The organism is Roseitalea sp. MMSF_3546, from assembly GCF_030732865.1.
Lineage (GTDB): Bacteria > Pseudomonadota > Alphaproteobacteria > Rhizobiales > Rhizobiaceae > Roseitalea.
Genome location: NZ_JASHKB010000022.1, coordinates 24122 through 40100 on the forward strand (window position 1 = coordinate 24122; position 15979 = coordinate 40100).

The 15979-nt window shown below is 66.9% G+C and carries 14 protein-coding genes; 2 read left to right on the plus strand and 12 right to left on the minus strand.

The features are described 5' to 3' along the window. Positions 1 to 6: 6 nt before the first annotated feature. The 9 genes from ugpC to RBB34_RS15500 form a co-directional block, all read right to left on the minus strand. A complete protein-coding gene (gene ugpC / locus RBB34_RS15460; RefSeq protein WP_306120137.1) occupies positions 7 to 1074 on the minus strand; it encodes a sn-glycerol-3-phosphate ABC transporter ATP-binding protein UgpC in 1068 nt (355 codons plus the stop codon). Further along, a complete protein-coding gene (locus RBB34_RS15465) occupies positions 1061 to 2302 on the minus strand; it encodes an AGE family epimerase/isomerase (protein ID WP_306120138.1) in 1242 nt (413 codons plus the stop codon). The genes ugpC and RBB34_RS15465 overlap by 14 nt, the downstream gene beginning before the upstream one ends. Further along, on the minus strand, positions 2299 to 3213 hold the full coding sequence (locus RBB34_RS15470; RefSeq protein ID WP_306120139.1) for a carbohydrate ABC transporter permease: 915 nt from the start codon (positions 3211 to 3213) through the stop codon (positions 2299 to 2301). Before RBB34_RS15470 ends, RBB34_RS15465 begins: the two co-directional genes overlap by 4 nt. Next, a complete protein-coding gene (locus tag RBB34_RS15475) occupies positions 3210 to 4097 on the minus strand; it encodes a sugar ABC transporter permease (RefSeq protein WP_306120140.1) in 888 nt (295 codons plus the stop codon). The genes RBB34_RS15470 and RBB34_RS15475 overlap by 4 nt, the downstream gene beginning before the upstream one ends. Before the next feature lie 68 nt (positions 4098 to 4165). Continuing rightward, positions 4166 to 5392 carry an extracellular solute-binding protein gene (locus RBB34_RS15480; protein ID WP_306120178.1) on the minus strand — a complete coding sequence of 409 codons (1227 nt, stop codon included), beginning with the start codon at positions 5390 to 5392 and terminating at the stop codon, positions 4166 to 4168. Positions 5393 to 5564: 172 nt separating this feature from the next. Next, positions 5565 to 6809 (minus strand): neutral/alkaline non-lysosomal ceramidase N-terminal domain-containing protein, encoded by a 1245-nt coding sequence (locus tag RBB34_RS15485; RefSeq protein WP_306120141.1) that lies wholly within the window; start codon positions 6807 to 6809, stop codon positions 5565 to 5567. After that, positions 6806 to 7960 carry an amidohydrolase family protein gene (locus RBB34_RS15490; RefSeq protein WP_306120142.1) on the minus strand — a complete coding sequence of 385 codons (1155 nt, stop codon included), beginning with the start codon at positions 7958 to 7960 and terminating at the stop codon, positions 6806 to 6808. The genes RBB34_RS15485 and RBB34_RS15490 overlap by 4 nt, the downstream gene beginning before the upstream one ends. Beyond that, a complete protein-coding gene (locus RBB34_RS15495) occupies positions 7957 to 8751 on the minus strand; it encodes a sugar isomerase domain-containing protein (RefSeq protein ID WP_306120143.1) in 795 nt (264 codons plus the stop codon). Before RBB34_RS15495 ends, RBB34_RS15490 begins: the two co-directional genes overlap by 4 nt. Continuing rightward, positions 8714 to 9532, minus strand: coding sequence for a 6-phosphogluconolactonase (locus RBB34_RS15500; protein ID WP_306120144.1), 819 nt, complete (start codon positions 9530 to 9532; stop codon positions 8714 to 8716). The genes RBB34_RS15495 and RBB34_RS15500 overlap by 38 nt, the downstream gene beginning before the upstream one ends. Before the next feature lie 161 nt (positions 9533 to 9693). On the opposite strand from RBB34_RS15500, the gene RBB34_RS15505 reads away from it, so the two are divergent. Further along, on the plus strand, positions 9694 to 10674 hold the full coding sequence (locus RBB34_RS15505; RefSeq protein WP_306120145.1) for a LacI family DNA-binding transcriptional regulator: 981 nt from the start codon (positions 9694 to 9696) through the stop codon (positions 10672 to 10674). 83 nt (positions 10675 to 10757) lie between these two features. Here RBB34_RS15505 and RBB34_RS15510 read toward each other — a convergent pair whose 3' ends face one another. The 3 genes from RBB34_RS15510 to RBB34_RS15520 are packed head-to-tail and all read right to left on the minus strand — an operon-like array spanning position 10758 to position 13744. Further along, complete coding sequence (locus RBB34_RS15510; protein WP_306120146.1) at positions 10758 to 11855, minus strand: DUF354 domain-containing protein; 1098 nt, start codon at positions 11853 to 11855, stop codon at positions 10758 to 10760. 1 nt (position 11856) lies between these two features. After that, a complete protein-coding gene (locus tag RBB34_RS15515) occupies positions 11857 to 12732 on the minus strand; it encodes a hypothetical protein (RefSeq protein WP_306120147.1) in 876 nt (291 codons plus the stop codon). Between the two features lies 1 nt (position 12733). Then, positions 12734 to 13744 carry a glycosyltransferase family 2 protein gene (locus RBB34_RS15520; RefSeq protein ID WP_306120148.1) on the minus strand — a complete coding sequence of 337 codons (1011 nt, stop codon included), beginning with the start codon at positions 13742 to 13744 and terminating at the stop codon, positions 12734 to 12736. A 437-nt stretch (positions 13745 to 14181) separates the two neighbouring features. On the opposite strand from RBB34_RS15520, the gene RBB34_RS15525 reads away from it, so the two are divergent. Next, positions 14182 to 15975, plus strand: a complete 1794-nt coding sequence (locus RBB34_RS15525) for a hypothetical protein (protein WP_306120149.1) — start codon at positions 14182 to 14184, stop codon at positions 15973 to 15975. Positions 15976 to 15979 lie beyond the last annotated feature (4 nt).

Here is a 15979-nt window from a genome sequence, read left to right on the forward strand (position 1 = left end):
GCGCGTTCAGTCCGGCACGATGCGCGCCTCGGTGGCCGTGTCGAACAGATGGACATGTTCGGGCGCAACGCGGATATGGACCGTATCGCCGGGCTTGACGGTGAGCCGCTGGCGCAGATAGGCGGCCACGGCGTGCCCGTTCATGTCGGCGACCAGCAGCGTATCGAGGCCGGTCGGCTCGACATTGGTGACGGTCGCCGCCGGCCCCTCGCCCTCGCCGACCAGTTCGACATGTTCGGGGCGGAAGCCATAGACGATCGGCCCCTGGGGCGTTCCGGCGACCGCGTGGGACAGGGACGCGCCGCCACCGAAGCCGACGGTGCCGCTCGCCGGATCGTTTTCGCCCTCAAGAAGGTTCATGGCGGGCGAGCCGATGAAGCCGGCGACGAACAGATTGGCCGGCCGGTCATAAAGGTCGAGCGGGGCGCCGGCCTGCTCGATCACGCCGTCGCGCATGACGACGATCCGGTCGGCCATGGTCATCGCCTCGATCTGATCGTGGGTGACATAGATGGTGGTCGTGCGCAGCCTTGCATGCAGATCCTTGAGCTCGGCGCGCATCTGCACGCGCAGCTTGGCGTCGAGGTTGGAAAGCGGCTCGTCGAACAGGTAGACGCGCGGCTGGCGCACGATGGCCCGGCCCATGGCAACACGCTGGCGCTGGCCGCCCGAAAGCTGGCGCGGATAGCGGTCCAGATAGTCCGACAGCCCCAGAATGCGCGCCGCCTCCTGCACGCGCTGTCTGATCTCGGCCTTCGATCGTTTGGCGAAGCGCAGCGAAAAGCCCATGTTCTGCTCGACCGTCATGTGCGGATAGAGCGCGTAGTTCTGGAACACCATGGCGATGTCGCGGTGCTTGGGCTCGACGTCGTTGATGACGTGACCGCCGATGGAAATCGTGCCGCCGGAGATGTCCTCGAGCCCGGCGATCATGCGCAGAAGCGTCGACTTGCCGCAACCGGACGGGCCGACCAGGACAACGAAGGCGCCGGCGGGCACGTCGACCGAGACGCCCTTGATCGCTTCCACATTGCCGTAGAGCTTCCGCACATCGTTGATCTCAACGACCGCCATGGGCAACCTCGTCCTTTTCAGTGGCTGTATGCGTTGTGGCGCCGATCGCCGCCAGAAGGCTCAGGCCGGTGTGATAGCCCGGATCGAGATCGGGCGTGGCCGGCACGAAATCGACCGGGCCACCGGGCACAAGGGTCTGGTAGGCGTAGCCGCGACCGGCCTGCCAGTACCGTTCGAAGAAGGCCGCGTCCGCGGCCTGCCAGATCTCGGCCATGTCGGCGCGCCCGGTCAGGGCGTGAGCGAGCGCGGCGGCGCGGATCGTCTCCGGCAGGGGCCACCAGGGGCAGTGCGGATCGCGCACCTCGCCGGTTTCGGCCGAGACCGACAGGACGATGCCGGGGCCCTTGAAGCCGGCGCGGAAGCAGGCGCGCAGGATATCGGCCAGCGTTTCGACGCGGGCCGGATCGGCGGCAAGGGCCGGATCGTCGAGCGCAAAGCCGACCAGCTCGATTCCGTGGCCGACATTGCACGCCGGCTCGCCCGGCACGTTGAGCAGCAGGCCGGTCCCGGTATCGAGATGGTGCGAAAGCACGTGCTCGAGGAAAGCGGGTCCGAAACCGGCATGGTCGCCAAGACCGAGCCGGCGCAGCATGCCGCAGGCGCCCAGCACGATCATGCGCGGGCCGAAATCGGCCGGCTGGGCGGCAAGGGCCGCTTCGCCCAGGGGCGCGCGTTCGTTCATCTGAAAGCGCCCTGCCCGCACCGCTTCGACGACGCGGTCCAGATAGGCAAGGCGTTCGGGCAGTTCGGCCGGCGCATGGCGCGCCGCGCCGGCGACGAGCCCCTTTGCGGCGAAGGCATCGGAAAAGGTCCAGATGTCGGCCGGCCTGCTCTGCGCGACGATGCCTGCCTGATCGGCAAGAACGGGCCGCATGTCCCGGTCATAGCAGAAATAGATGTGGCCATCTTCGGCCAGAAGATCGGCCAGTGCGCGATAAAGCCGCCGCCCCGCCGCATCGAGCGCGCGGGCCAAGCCGGGATCGCGTGCCTCGAAGAAGCGCGCATGCGTCGCCAGCGCCTCGAGCGCGCGCCCCTGGATCCAGCCATAGGTGTAATCGGGACCGCGCAAACCGTCGGCGCGGGTGTAGTCGGCGCCGGTCATCGGGTTGACCTTGGTGTCGACGAACCCCGGACCGCGCAGGCCGCGGCCGAGCATCCATCCGAGCGCGGCGGCATTGCAGGCCGCGTAGCGTTCTGCCGCGGCGCCGGTATCGAATCCGCCGGTCATTCCTTCATGCCCGTGCTGGCAACGCCCTGCACGAAGTTGCGGCGCAGGATGACGAACAAGGTCACCGACGGAACGAGCACCGCAGCCGAGGCGGCGCTCAGCCGGCCCAGGTCGACCGTGAACCCGGTCTGGAACAGCGCCAGTCCGACCTCGATCGTGTAGGCATCACGCGTCGTGGCAACGATGATCGGCCAGGCAAAGGACGTCCAGGCCTGAAAGAAGGCAAGAACGGCCAGCGCGCCCAATGCGCCGCGCAGCAGCGGCAGCACGATGAAGACGAAGATCCACATCTCGCCGGCCCCGTCGATGCGCGCGGCCTCGAGCAACTCGTCGGGTATGGCATGCATGACGTTCTGACGGATCAGGAAGATGCCGAAGCTCATCACCAAATAGCCGAGCAGCAGGCCCCAGATCGAGTTGAGGATGCCAAGCGCCTGGGCCTGGAAATAGAGCGGGATCATGTAGACCTCGAAGGGCACGATCGCCGTCGCCAGGATGACCAGGAACAGCAGGTGCAGGCTACGGAACGGGAACTTGGCCAGCACATAGCCGGCAATCGCCGAGGTGGCGACGATGGCGATCATCGAAAGGACCGCAAAGGAAAAGCTGTTCCATATCCACAGCAGAAGCGGCGTGTCGCCGAGCACCGAACGGAAATTCTCGAGCGTCGGGTCTTCGGGGATGATGCGCGGCGGCCATGCGACCATTTCCTGGGGCGTCTTGAAGGCGTTGGACACCAGGAACACCAGCGGCAGGATCATCAGCAGACCGAAGGCGAACAGGAAGGCGTCGATCGCAAGATCGGTCAGACGCGCCCTGGTGCGGCGCGACAGGCCGAGTGGGCCGGTGCGGGGAGCGTACCGGTCAGGTGTGGAGGCGTCCTGCGGATCGATGTCTGTGCTCTGGGTCATCGGCGCCCCTTTTCGCGCAGCAGGCCGAACTGGACGAGCGTCAGCAGCAGGACGATGGCAAGCAGGATCACCGCTTCGGCGGCGGCATAACCGATCCGGTAGTTGCGGAAGGCGTTCTCCAGCATGTCGAGCACCAGGACGCGGACCTGTCGCCCGGGCGCGCCCTGGCTGTCGGAGGCGAGCACGAAGGCCTGTGCATAGACGTTGAAGGCCGAAATGAGCGTGACGACCGAGACGTACAGCGTGATCGGCTTGAGCATGGGCACGGAGATGTACCAGAAGCGGGCAATGCCGCCGGCGCCATCGAGCTTGGCCGCCTCGAACAGCGAGACCGGCAGATTCTTGAAGCCGACCAGATAGATCAGCACCGCATAGCCCAGCGCCTGCCACGAGCACAGGATGATGATGGCGATGACCGAAAGCACCGGGTCGAACAGCCAGGGCTGTGCCGGCAGGCCGACCGACTGCAGAAGGCCGTTTAGCGGACCGAGATTGGCGTCGAAGATCCACTTCCACGCCATGGCGGCGGGCACCAGCGAGACGATGTGCGGAATGAACACGGTGGTCTCGTAAAAGCCGGCGAAGCGGCTGCGCGTGCGGTGGTAGATCAGCGCCGAAATGACGAGCGCGGTCGGAATGGTGATGAACAGCACGCCGAACGCAATGGCCGACGTGTTGATCAGCGCCTCGAGGAAGAGCTGATCCTGAAACAGCTCACGAAAATTCTGCAAGCCGATGAACGGCTTGTTCTTGGACAGGATGTCCCACTGGTGAAGGCTCAGCCGCAGCGTCTCGACGATTGGGTACATGCGCACCCAGGCAAAGATCGCCAGGGTCGGCAGAATGGCCAGCATGGCAAAGCGCCATCTCTTCCATCGCAGCATGTGCCGTCTCCAAATGCGCGCCGGGGCGCGCGAGGCGCCCCGGATCCCTGTAAGAAGTCCGCCGGGCCCTATTGGGCCAGAAGGCCTTCGCGCTCAAGGATGCGATTGGTCTCCTCGGCCGCTGCGGCCAGATAGGCGTCAATCGCCGCGTCGTCTTCGGCCAGGGAGGCGTCGCCGAAGGCACGGGTGAGCTGGGCGGCAAACCGGGTGAGGATTTCCTCGATCGGTCCGATCGCCGGCAGGGTGAAGAACTCGTAGTCCGCAGGATAGTCGACGAAGGCGGAAAACTGCGGAATCGCCTCGGTGACCGGGGAATAGTCGACATTGGCGCGGTTGGGCAGCCAGCCGACATTCTCCAGCATCCAGACCAGGTGCTCGGGCTCGTTGGCCTCGCGCGTGAAGGCCCATGCCGCCTCGCTGTCCGCATCGCTGACATAAAGATTGACGGCCAGGGCAATCGAGCCCTCGGGCAGCGGCGCGGTGGCATAGTTGAGGTCGGGCGCCTTGGCGGCGGTGTCGCCGATCACCCAGCTTTCGCGGATGAACATGGCCGTCTGCTCGCGCTGGAATGCCTCGGCATCGGCCGGCATCTGCTCGCTCACCGTATTGAGCGTGTGCACGTTCTGAAGGTACTGCTTGAGCGCCTGCCGGCCCGCCTCGTTGGCATAGGCCGCGCGCCACTTGCCATCGTCGGTCTGCTCGAGCAGATCGCCGCCGAACTGGAACAGGTTGATCCAGAACTTCTCGGCGATGCCCTGCCCGCCACCGGACAGCCGCAGGCTCCAGCCGGACACCGTCGGATTGCCGTTGTCGTCGCGCTGGGTCAGCTTTTCGGCGTAATCGGTGTATTCGGCCATGGTCGCAGGCGGTCCGTCCAGGCCGGCCGCTTCGAGCATGTCGACATTGTAGAACAGCGCACCCTGGCCCCGGAACAGCGGCACACCGTAGACGGTGCCGTCATCGGAGGCCGATTCGACGAAGAACTCGCCGAAGTTCTCGGGATCGGTCACGAAGTCCGCAAGGTCGTCGGGGACCGGCGGCAGAAGGTCGTTCTCGATGTAGCGCTGGGCGGTCGAACCGGCCAGTTCGATCACCTTGACGCCGCCGGCGCCGGAGGTCAGGCCAAGCGCGATGCGCTTTTCGTGTTCGCGCAGCGCGATCGCCTCGACGTTCACCTCAAGGTCCGGATAGTCCTGCTTGAGCGCCTCGGCGACGCGTTCATAGAACGGTGCCATCTCCGGAAAGCCGCTCCAGACGGTCAGCGTTTCGGCATGGGCGGGCGCGGCGGCGAGCATCGTCGCCGATGCGAGGCTGGCCGCCAAGGCGAGTGGTTTCATGGTCCCAACTTTCATTGCGATCTCCCTGCGATCTCCCTGGGTGCGCGGTGGATGCCGCGTCGGAAAACAGTTGCATGCAACCGGTTGCATGTCAATCTGGGAAAGCCCGGGGCATTGGCGCCGATGCGGGTCATTGCCGCGCCAGTGCGACGGCGGTGTCGGCAAGCGTTTCGGCGCACCCGGGCGCAAAGCTTGCCGGCTGGCCGTAATAGCGGTGGGCTTCGTCGACCTCGTAGCCGCCATGGGCATATTCGCCCGCCGGCGGAATGTAGCCGGGATTGTCCTCGCAGAAGCCGGCGAGCATGAGCGGGCCGGCCCCGATTCGCTCGCGCAGATCGAGCCCCGTGGCCGCGAAGATCTCGCCGGGCATCCCGACGAGCCCCATTCCGCCCCAGTCAAGCACGCTGACGCGCGCCGGCAGCGGATCGAGCGGGCGCGGCGCAACGGCTTCGGCCCAGCGCACCCAATGGCGCAACAGGGTCGCACGAACGGGATCGGCGGTTTCGGCCTCACTTGCCCACCGCGCCGCCAGTTCGCCGGGCGGCGCCGGCTCGCGCCGCTCAAATCCCAGCGACACATCCGCGTTTCGGACCGATGCGGTCACGCCGAGCGGCGTCAATGATGCGGCCAGCGCATTGGTCGCGATGCGTGCGCCATAGCTTTCGGCGGTCGGAAAATCGCGACCGGGCTGACCGGATGTGCTCAGCGAGGCTGCGGCCGAATGGCCCGTGTTCAGATCGCCGATGCACCCTGTCAGGAACAGCGCGGTCGCGCCGGGCAGCGCGCGCTCGATCGCGGCGCGGACGAAATGGGGATAGTCGGCCGTCCACAGGGTGTTGTCGGCGCCGAGCACGACGGGGTGGCAGGCATAGTTGACCAGCACCGCCATGGGGGCGCCATCGGCCCCGTCGACGCGCAGCACGGGCAAGGCGCGGTCGATCGGCCCGTCGGCGTGACGGCGATTGCGGGCAATGTCCGGATCGGCTGCCATCGCAAAGCTCAGCGTGGCCGGCCGCCGGCCGGCGACAGCCCGCCCGATGGCCTCGATGCATGCGGATTGGAGCGCTTGCATGTAGGCGGGGTCGGGGTCCGGGCTGAGGCGCCCGGGCATGGTGGACGGACCGCCATGGGTGTGCATGGCCTGGATGACGATATTGCCGTCCGGCAGCGGCGCGGCGTCCCGGACACGCGCGCAGAACGCGCGGTCGAGGCCGATCACATCGACCACCAGGAGCGCCGTGTCGCCGACAACCAGGGCACGCGCGGTGAGCCGGTCATGGGTGCCGGAAGCCGGTTGGGTGCGCGCGGCGAAGCCGGCCATGGCAAGCCCGGCAGGGGGCGTGACGTCGATGGCGGCAACGCCGGCGGCGATCATGGCCTCACGGCCCGGCCGGCGAGCCAGACCTCTCCGATATCGAGTTGCCTTGCGCCGCCGGCGGGCGGCATCTCGAACCGGATGATGTCGGCGCGGGCGCCCGGCGACAACCCCTCGTCGCGTCCGACGAAGCGGCCCGGATTCGTGGTCGCCAGCGGCAACACGTCGGCAAGCGGCAGCCCTGCCATGTCCATGGCGAGGGGCACGCAGGCGGCGAGCGGAATGCCGGCACCGGCCAGATAGGGCGTTCCGGCCATCGAGATACGGCCGTTTTCGGCGACGTCGACGGTGCCGCCGATGGCCTGCTCGTAACGGCCCGGCGGCATGCCGGCCATGGCCACGCTGTCGGAGACAAGGATCGACCGGTCCAGGCCCTTGGCGCGAACCATGGCCTTGAACGGTGCCGGAGGCAGGTGATGGCCGTCGGCGATGAAGGAGGCCATCAGCGCGTCGGCGGCAAGCTGCGACCAGATCAGATTGGGATGACGCGGCAGTTCGGCCGCCGCGCCATTGCCCAGATGTGTCGACAGGCGTGCACCGGCGCGGACCGCCGCATCGATCTGTTCGGGCGTGGCGCCGCTATGGCCAATGGCGCAATGGACATCGCGCTGCCGCAGGGCGGCGATGTATTCGAGGGCACCGGGCTGCTCGGGCGCGAGCGTGACCAGGCGGACCAGCCCTGCCGCCGCCTTCTGCCAGGCGGCGAACTCATCGAGCGATGGCCGGCGGACATGGGCCGCAGGATGGGCGCCGCGCGGGCCGTCGAGCGGTGAGATGGACGGGCCCTCGACGTGGACGCCGGCAATCATGGCCGCGGCGACCGGGTCGGTGTCGCGGGCGGCGCGAATGGCCGCCAGCGCATTGCAGATCGTCGGCTGGTCGGCGGTGATCACGGTCGGCAGGAAGCCGGTGACCCCCAGGCGCACAAGGCGCGCGCACAGGTCGCGCACCGTTGCGGGCGTCAGCGCGCCGTCATTGAGATCCAGGCCGGCAAAGCCGTTGACCTGCAAATCGATCAGGCCGGCGGACAGAAGTCCCGGTTCGGGGTCGCCATGCGGCTCGACGGCGGTGATCGTCTCGCCCTCGACCGTTACCGCAATGCCCCGGCCGGTCAGCGCGTCGGTTCCCGTGATGGGCGCGCGGTCCGTCACAGGCCGCGCACCCGATGGCGAAATCGGTCCAGAAACCGGGCATTGGCCTGATCGCCGCCGGGGGCGTTGCCGCTGCGCCAGACGGGCGGCTCGATACCGCGCTCGACGAGCAGCGCGATCGTGCGGATGGACAGGCAGTTGAGCGCAAAGGCGTTGGCGAAGGTTGAGATGGCCGCGACGTTCTCGCCCAGACCGGGCACAGAAACGACCGCATCGCCGATCGGCACGTCGGTGTCGATATGGATGTCGACGAGGTCGTGCAGATTGTGCCCGGTGGGGTGGCGTGCCGGGTGATCGGGCGCGGTTCCCTGCGCATGGGCGCGCGAACTGACGCCGATCAGCGCGACACCGCGTTGGCGCGCCTCCAGCGCCGCATCGATGAGCGCGGCGTTGATGCCATAGGCGTTGACGAGCACGAGCAGATCGTCAGCGCCCAGACCGCGGTCGGCGATGACCACGCGACCATAGCCCGGCGTGCGCTCGATCGCCATGGAGCGCAGCGCGCCATTGGACAACAGCGTGCCCTCGTCGAGGATCGCGGCGATGTGCATCAGCCCGCCGGCGCGGAAGAACAATTCCTGGGTCGCGAGATTGGAATGCCCGCCCGGTCCGAAGATGTGGACCAGTCGGTCGGCGGCGATCTGGTCGGCGAGCCGCGCGGCGGCCTCGCCCAGCGCGCCGGACTGGCCGTTCTGGATCGCCGACAGTTGCGCATTGATCGCCTGCAGATAGCCGGCGCACAGCGCCTGGGCGTCAATGGGATCGGTCGGCGGCGTTGTCGTGGGGGACATTGCGGGCGGCCTCCGTGTCCAGATAAACGGTGCAGTTGTCATGGCGGCGCAGGATCGAGGCCGGACAGGCCGTGCTGATCGGGCCGGTCAACGCGGCGGCAACCGCGTTGGCCTTGTGGGCGCCGGGCACGACGCAAAACAAGGTCCGGGCGCGCATCATCTGCGGAATCGTCAGCGTCAGCGCATGGGTGGGAACGTCGTCGAGCGTGGCGAATCCCTGATCATCGATCTGCTGGAGGCGACAGACCTGGTCGAGTTCGACGCGCTTGACATCGAGCGGATCGTCGAAATCGGCGACGGGCGGGTCGTTGAAGGCGATGTGACCGTTCACGCCGATGCCCAGGCACACGATGTCGATCGGCGCCTGGGCCAGCAAGGCCGCATAGCGCCGCGCCTCGGCATCGGGGTCCGGCTCGGGCACGATGCGGTGAACCGTGGCGCCGGGCAGATGATCGAACAGATGCCGGTCGAGCCACCTGGCGAAGCGCTGCGGAGCGTCGGCCGGCAGGCCAATGAATTCGTCCATGTGGAACAGCGTGACCCTGGTCCAGTCGATCCCCGGCTCGGCGAGCAAGGCGGTGAACATGGCGCCCTGGCTGGGTGCGGCGGCAACGGTCATGCGCAAACGGCCGGCCTGCGCCAGGATCTCGCGCATGTGGCCGGCGATCGCACCGGCGGCGGCCGCCCCGAGCGCGGCCGCACCGGGATGGATTTCCACCCGCAACGCACCAAAGCGCCGAATGACCGGTGGCGTTGGGCCGTAAACGACGGCATCGGACACGGACACGATCTCCTGTGCTGCATTGGCGGGCGGGCGCGCGGTGGCGCCGGACCCCAGCCGATGCCATGCAACCGGTTGCATGTCAACTGCTTGCGGCGGCCCGCGCGCGCGGGCATATAGGCCCAGTATTCGGCGCCGGGGCGCCGCGCGATGGGGTCGGCTTGGCAAGACAACGGCATACGGTGACGATAAGCCAGGTGGCCGAGGCCGCCGGCGTGGCGCGCTCGAGCGTCTCGCGCGCCTTCACCCGGCCGCATCTGCTCAGGCCCGACACGGTCGAGCGCATCAAGGCGGCCGCGGCGCGGCTGGGCTATGTGCCCAACCACAGCGCGCGGGCGCTGAGCACAGGGCTTTACGGCAATCTGGCGATGATCGTTCCCGACGTCGCAAACCCCTTCTTTCCGCCGATGATCCGGGCCGCGCAGGATGCTGCCGACGATCTCGATTTCTGCGTGCTGCTGGGCAATTCCAACGAGGATCCGGCCAATGAGGACCGGCTCGTGGGCAAGTTCGTCGCGCAGACCGAAGGGCTCATTCTCGCCTCCTCGCGCCTGCCGCGCAAGCGCATCCTCGATCATGCGCAGCGGCGCCCGATCGTGCTCATCAACCGCGACGTCGAGGGCATTCCGCGCGTGCTGATCGATTCGGCGAGCGGGGTCGCGCAGGCGGTCGCGCATCTGGCCGAACGGGGCCACCGCACCATCGCCTATGTCAGCGGGCCGGCCTCGTCGTGGTCGGACAAGTCGCGCCGCGCGGCCGCCGAAAAGGCCGCCGCAAGGCTGGGCGTGACCTTGATCACGCTACCGGCGCGGATCCCCAGCTTCGAGGCGGGCCGCGATGTTACCGACGTGCTGATCGGAACCGAAGCGAGCGCGGCGATCGCGTTCGACGACCTGACCGCGCACGGCATCATGGAAGGCATGATGGCCCATGACCGGGCGATCCCGGGCGATTTTGCCATTGTGGGCTGCGACGACGTGCTGGCCAACCTGACGCGTCCGCCGCTCACCTCCATTTCCAGCCGCTCCCAGGAGGCCGGTCAACTGGCCGTCTCCCTTCTGTGCGAGCTGTTGCGATCGCGGTCGGTCAAGGATGCGCGGATCGTTCTGGACACGCAACTGGTGGTGCGCCAGACGAGCTAACGGAACGATTTTGACATCTGTTACCCGGTCGATGCCGCGCTCGCAAGCAGACGCCGGATACAAAGATCCAATGAAATCAGTGGTTATGACTGGTCATGGGGCTCCGGCATCCGCAATGAGGTGCGATGCCAACGCGATGCGAATGCCGGAATCCGACCACGACTGGTCCAATCGAGCGCCTCGACGACATAGGATGCAAGGTTCGGCTTGCCATTGAGATATGCGGCGAGCCGTTCGCCATGCACTGTGCGCGGTGTTGAGAGCGCGCGCTCGACGGCATCCCGCAACGGACCCCAGCCTTGCTGGCTGAGTGCCGTCAGCAGCCCGCACCGCGCAAGCTCGCGCGTGGTCGCAGGGTGATCGGCACCATCGTAAATGGCCGGCGTGCCCACGAAAGCCGATTCATGGCCCATGCTGGCGCTCTCGCCCACATAGAGATCGCAGAAGGCCATCAGGTGATGCATCGCATCGGGCTTCGCCCGGTAGCGGTAGGCCTCGAACCGGGCGGGCAGGTCGCGCTCGCTTGAGATATGCACGCGGCCCCGCGCGGCGAGCAAGTCGCACAGGGCGACCAGATCGGCTTCGCGCCAGCCGGTCTTGCCCCTGTCATGATTGGCGTTCCACTTGACCGTGCGGATCAGGTAGTTCGGCCGGTCCGGATCGAGTCCGCTGGCAAGCGCGGTCTCGCGATCCGGCGAGAAATTGTCCGGGTGCAGAAAGCACAGCTCCTTGCCGCCGGCAAAGCGCGTGGTCCGACCTTCGGGCACAGGGCCGCTATAGGACTGTGGCACGTACAGATGGCCGATGAAGGGCCAAGTGATGCGGTTCTGCAAGGTGGCGGTCTCGGTGTCGTAAAAACTAACGGAGGGAATGCGAAGCAGCGCCCCGACATGCGATACTGCCACACCGCCAAAGCCGACCATCACATCGGGCCGAAAGCGCAGCGCGTGGCGCGCAACGGCAAGGTCCCGCCACGCCAGTTCGAGCGCCAGCCCCGGCAGCCCTTTAAGGGCGGTCGAGACCGGCGTGTGATCGAGCCGATGGGCATCGAGCAGCGCACAGGCAACGTCCTTGTGCCGCGACAGGATGAGGATCTCGTCGCCACGCTCTTGAAGGATACGGATCGGGTTGAGGAAGAAGAGCACATGGGCGGGATGAACGATGTCGATCAGGACGCGCATCTCAAATCTCTTGAGCGATGGCCGTGCGGCGGGTGCCCAGAAGAACAACCGCCATCGTGCCGTTCACCGTCAGGCCGATCAGCCGGTGCAGGGCGAGCACGACGAGCGCGCCCGCTGCCGAACCGTCTCGAAGCGTGGCCAAGCCGGCGCCGGCCAGTTCCGTGATGCCAAGCCCGGCCGGCGCGATGCCGGCAATCGTGCCGAGCAGTCCCGCGCCCGACAGAATCGCCGCATCGCCCGCGTCGGCCGACACGTTCAAAGCCGCAAGGAGCACGAACAGGCTGAGGACCAGAATGGCGATCATGGACGCTCGCACGGCTACCAAGCCCACCGCCACCCATGGTGGCGCCTGTCGTAGAACCAGCGCGACCACGATTCCCGCGCCGGCAAGGCCTGTGCTCGTGACCAGAAGGCGTCCAGCAGTGGCGGGCAGGGCAAGCCCTGTACACGCGACCGCCAGAGCGATCCACATGGCGGCCGCATAGCCCAGGACCTTGCCGACTCCCCCCAGCGAGACGCCAGCCTCGGCCAGAGCCTTGCCACGTATGGCGATGCTCGCCGGCACGGGCAGCAGATTTGAGACGACACCGATCGTGCTCGCCTGCAGAGCCGGCCGGAAGCCCAGATGCCGCCCGGCAGCGCGGGCACACAAACGCAATTCGCTCGCGTTCAAGACCATCGAGACCGGGGCCGCGATGAGCGCAATGGCGAGTATAGCCCGCCAGTTCACGTCGTCCCAGACAATGCCGAGCGTGCCGATCGCCCATACAATGCCGGCGGCTAATGCGCTTGCGGCGATCGCCAGGATCGCGCCGCGCCCGCGTTCCGCAAAGGCCAGGATGGCTCCATGCCAACGCCGCAGATGGCCAAGGATCATCTCAGCCGGCCTTCCGGAGGTCTTCCGTCGCCTGACCCTCGGCGCGCGGGGCGGTGGTGGTAGGCAGGACGAACAGCCGCTCCTCGACACGATTGAGCCTTTCGAGCGTGAACTCGAGCAATTGCCGGTTGCGGCCGACCAGATCGGCGACCAGCCCCAACATGAGCGCCACGGTGCCGAGCGTGACAAGCGCGCCACCCATGACAAGCGACTGGATGTGGCCAGCACCATCGCCCAGTGCAAAGAAGACCAGAAACCGGACGATTGGGAGAACGCCGAGCAACGTCATCGCCGCTCCAAACCACACGAAGATGCGCAATGGATTGTACATCGCGTAAGCGCGCGCAATGGTAACGCCGGTTTCCGCGATGAATTGCGGGATGCTGGAGAACAGCCTCGAAGGCCGCGTCGCCCTGTTGGTTACGATCGGCACCGAGACTATCGCAAGGCGATTGCGGCCGGCCTGGATCAGCATCTCGGTCGTGTATGAGAAGCTGGAGACAACGACGAGTCGCTGCGCGGCCTGCCGGCTGATCGCCCGAAATCCGCTGACGGCGTCTTCGATATCGGTGTTGGACAGTCGCGCCACGACCGCGCTGCCCATACGCTGCAACAACCGCTTGGCCGGGCTGAAATGCGGGTTTTGCCGGTTCTGCCTGTCACCGACGACGATGTCGGCGCGACCTTTGACGATAGGCGCGACCAAATCGACGATACAGGCCGGATCATACTGGTTGTCGGCATCGGTGTTGACGATGATGTCAGCGCCGGCCTGCAGTGCCGTGTCGATGCCGGTACGGAACGCGGCGGCGAGACCCCGATTGGCGCGGTGCCGCACGACATGGTCCACGCCCCAATTGTGCGCCACCTGGCTTGTATTGTCGGTGCTGCCATCATCGATGACGAGCGTTTCGATGACGCTGATCCCGGGGATCGATTTGGGCAGGGCGATAAGCACTTGCGGCAGCGTTTCGGCTTCGTTCAGGCAGGGAATCTGGATGATGAGCTTCATGAAACCTCGCCTGGATTGCCACACACGCTCCATACGCCTTGCAGCGAGACCGATCAGCGGCCGCCCGCGCGAGGCGAGGCCGGCATCGCTGCGCCTCGCCCCGATGATGCGGGCCACACTCAGTCCTCTTATGTCTCCCGCTTTAAGGTCGGGTTAATCCGGCGCGTCCGCCGAGCCCGACCAAGCCATCGGAGCGGCTTCAGGCCAATTTAACGCTTGCCGCGCTAGTCATGGTGGCGGTGGCCGCCCTGGGCGGCTGTGCCGAGGACCAGACAATGCGCCTGACAGCGAACATGTGGCAAAGCCGAGCCATTCCGGCGGTGGCCGTCATCACGGGCGAGCGGCTCGCGCTTGCCTGCCTTGCCCTTGCCCTTGTGGCCGGCCTTCTGGCCCTGCCCACCGCCGCGTTTACGCTCGATGAAGCCGTCTACATTCAGATGGCGCGCGCCATGGCCGAAGCGGGATCCTTCGCCATCGGCACCAATGGCGGTGTCGACGGAGCGCCGACCCTTTTGCAGCGGCTCACGCATGAGGTTGGCGGTCAGGCAATGCCGCAATACCCGGGCGCCTATGGCCTCGTCGCTGCCCCGTTCTACGCGCATGCCGGCTTGAAGGGCCTTGTTCTGCTCAACACAGTGTCGGCGCTGGCCGCGGTGATCCTGACGCGACAAATCGCGATGCGGCTGTATGACGATCGTTCCGTGGCCTTTGCAGCCGCCGCACTGCTTGGTGGTGCGACATTCCTTTCTACCTATGCACTGGGCATCTGGCCACATGCGCTGGCTCTGGCGCTGATTCTCGTCGGCATCGAGCGCGCGATCCTCTGCACCCGGTGGTCGCGCGTCGTCTCCGGACTCGCGCTGGGGCTCGCGGTGAGCATACGAGTCGACGCGATCCTCGCCGTGTTCGCGGTGTTCTTCTGGTTGCGGCTGTTTGCGGCTCCTGCGCGCCGCGCCGACGCGGCGGTCTTCCTGCTCGGCCTTTTGCCGGGGCTCGCACTTGCAAGCCAGGTCAATTTCGTCAAGTTCGGTGTCGCGGCGCCGCTCGCCTACGGACCGGCGGACGGCGGCACCATGTCCGAGCGCTATATTGCGCTGATGGTCGCCATGGGCATCGCGCTCATCGTGGCGATGGCGGTCAATGTCCGCCACATTCAGCCCCTGCTTGCCAGCGCCTTGGCGCGGCCGTTGCGCATCTGGGGCTTGACGCTTGGTGCCCTTGCCCTGCTGCTGACGGCCAGTGGGACGCTGCGTGACCTGCTCTGGAACGCCTATGTCCTCGTCGCCGACCTGCAGTGGATCGACGACGAACGCTTCCAGGACGGCATGGTGCGGCTCGACAGCGGCTGGATCGTCTTCTGGGGCACGAGCAAGGCGGCATTGCTGCAGTCGGTTCCCTTTGCCGTCCTTGCGCTTGTGCCGGCGGCACGATTCCTGGCCGGCGAGCGGGCCCGCGATCATGCCCTTCCGCTGGCGATGATCGGGGCCTACATCACCTTCTACTCGCTCAATCAGTGGCATGGCGGCTATGCCTCGGCGATGCGTTACTTTCTGCCGGCGCTGCCGTTCCTGGCGATCCTGTCGGCGCTGGCGCTGCGCCGGATCGCGGCGAGCGCACCCCTGTGGGACGATTCGATGCGTCGCACGCTACTGTGGAGTTCGGCAGTAGCCGCCCTTCTGGGGCTTGTCTCGCTGCAAGGGCCGCTAGAGATGCAGTTCGCGGTCGAACTGTACGTGCCGCTGATCATTGCCGCAGCGCTGGCTCTCGGACTGTGTGTTTTCCTGTGCGGCGCCGAGCGGCCCGCCATGCGCCGCGCGATACTCCACCTGGCCATGATCGCCATCGCGTTTTCGGCGGTTGCGAGCTATCGCGACATCGGCGTTCTGTATGCACGACTGGCGGACAACGCCATTGCCGGCCAACGATTGAAGCAGGCCATCCCCGCCGGCTCGCTGGTTTTCACGACGTCCCATTCCGCGCTGGTCCCTGCGAAGCTTGCCGGCGTGCATGCTTACAATCCCGTCGCCGGCAATGAGGGCGTGGCCGCCGCACGCGCATTCGCTGATGCCGGACGGTGTGTGTTCGCCTATCCGCTGGAGGCCGGCGTGACCGCCGCAGATGAGGCGGGCCTGACCATCCGTCCGGTCACGCTCCCCGGCCTTCAAGAGCCGATGGGCGTGCTCGTCGGCGATGGCGGTCCGGCGAGCGGCTGTGCGCCCGCCGGATTTTAGGGCG

What these genes read in the sequence shown, in the direction of transcription:
- ugpC (WP_306120137.1), bottom strand. Translation starts at nt 1,074, where the DNA reads ATGGCGGTCGTTGAGATCAACGATGTGCGGAAGCTCTACGGCAATGTG.
- RBB34_RS15465 (WP_306120138.1), bottom strand. Translation starts at nt 2,302, where the DNA reads ATGACCGGCGGATTCGATACCGGCGCCGCGGCAGAACGCTACGCGGCC.
- RBB34_RS15470 (WP_306120139.1), bottom strand. Translation starts at nt 3,213, where the DNA reads ATGACCCAGAGCACAGACATCGATCCGCAGGACGCCTCCACACCTGAC.
- RBB34_RS15475 (WP_306120140.1), bottom strand. Translation starts at nt 4,097, where the DNA reads ATGCTGCGATGGAAGAGATGGCGCTTTGCCATGCTGGCCATTCTGCCG.
- RBB34_RS15480 (WP_306120178.1), bottom strand. Translation starts at nt 5,392, where the DNA reads ATGCTCGCCGCCGCGCCCGCCCATGCCGAAACGCTGACCGTCTGGAGC.
- RBB34_RS15485 (WP_306120141.1), bottom strand. Translation starts at nt 6,809, where the DNA reads ATGATCGCCGCCGGCGTTGCCGCCATCGACGTCACGCCCCCTGCCGGG.
- RBB34_RS15495 (WP_306120143.1), bottom strand. Translation starts at nt 8,751, where the DNA reads ATGTCCCCCACGACAACGCCGCCGACCGATCCCATTGACGCCCAGGCG.
- RBB34_RS15510 (WP_306120146.1), bottom strand. Translation starts at nt 11,855, where the DNA reads ATGCGCGTCCTGATCGACATCGTTCATCCCGCCCATGTGCTCTTCTTC.
- RBB34_RS15515 (WP_306120147.1), bottom strand. Translation starts at nt 12,732, where the DNA reads ATGATCCTTGGCCATCTGCGGCGTTGGCATGGAGCCATCCTGGCCTTT.
- RBB34_RS15520 (WP_306120148.1), bottom strand. Translation starts at nt 13,744, where the DNA reads ATGAAGCTCATCATCCAGATTCCCTGCCTGAACGAAGCCGAAACGCTG.
- RBB34_RS15525 (WP_306120149.1), top strand. Translation starts at nt 14,182, where the DNA reads ATGGCGCGCGCCATGGCCGAAGCGGGATCCTTCGCCATCGGCACCAAT.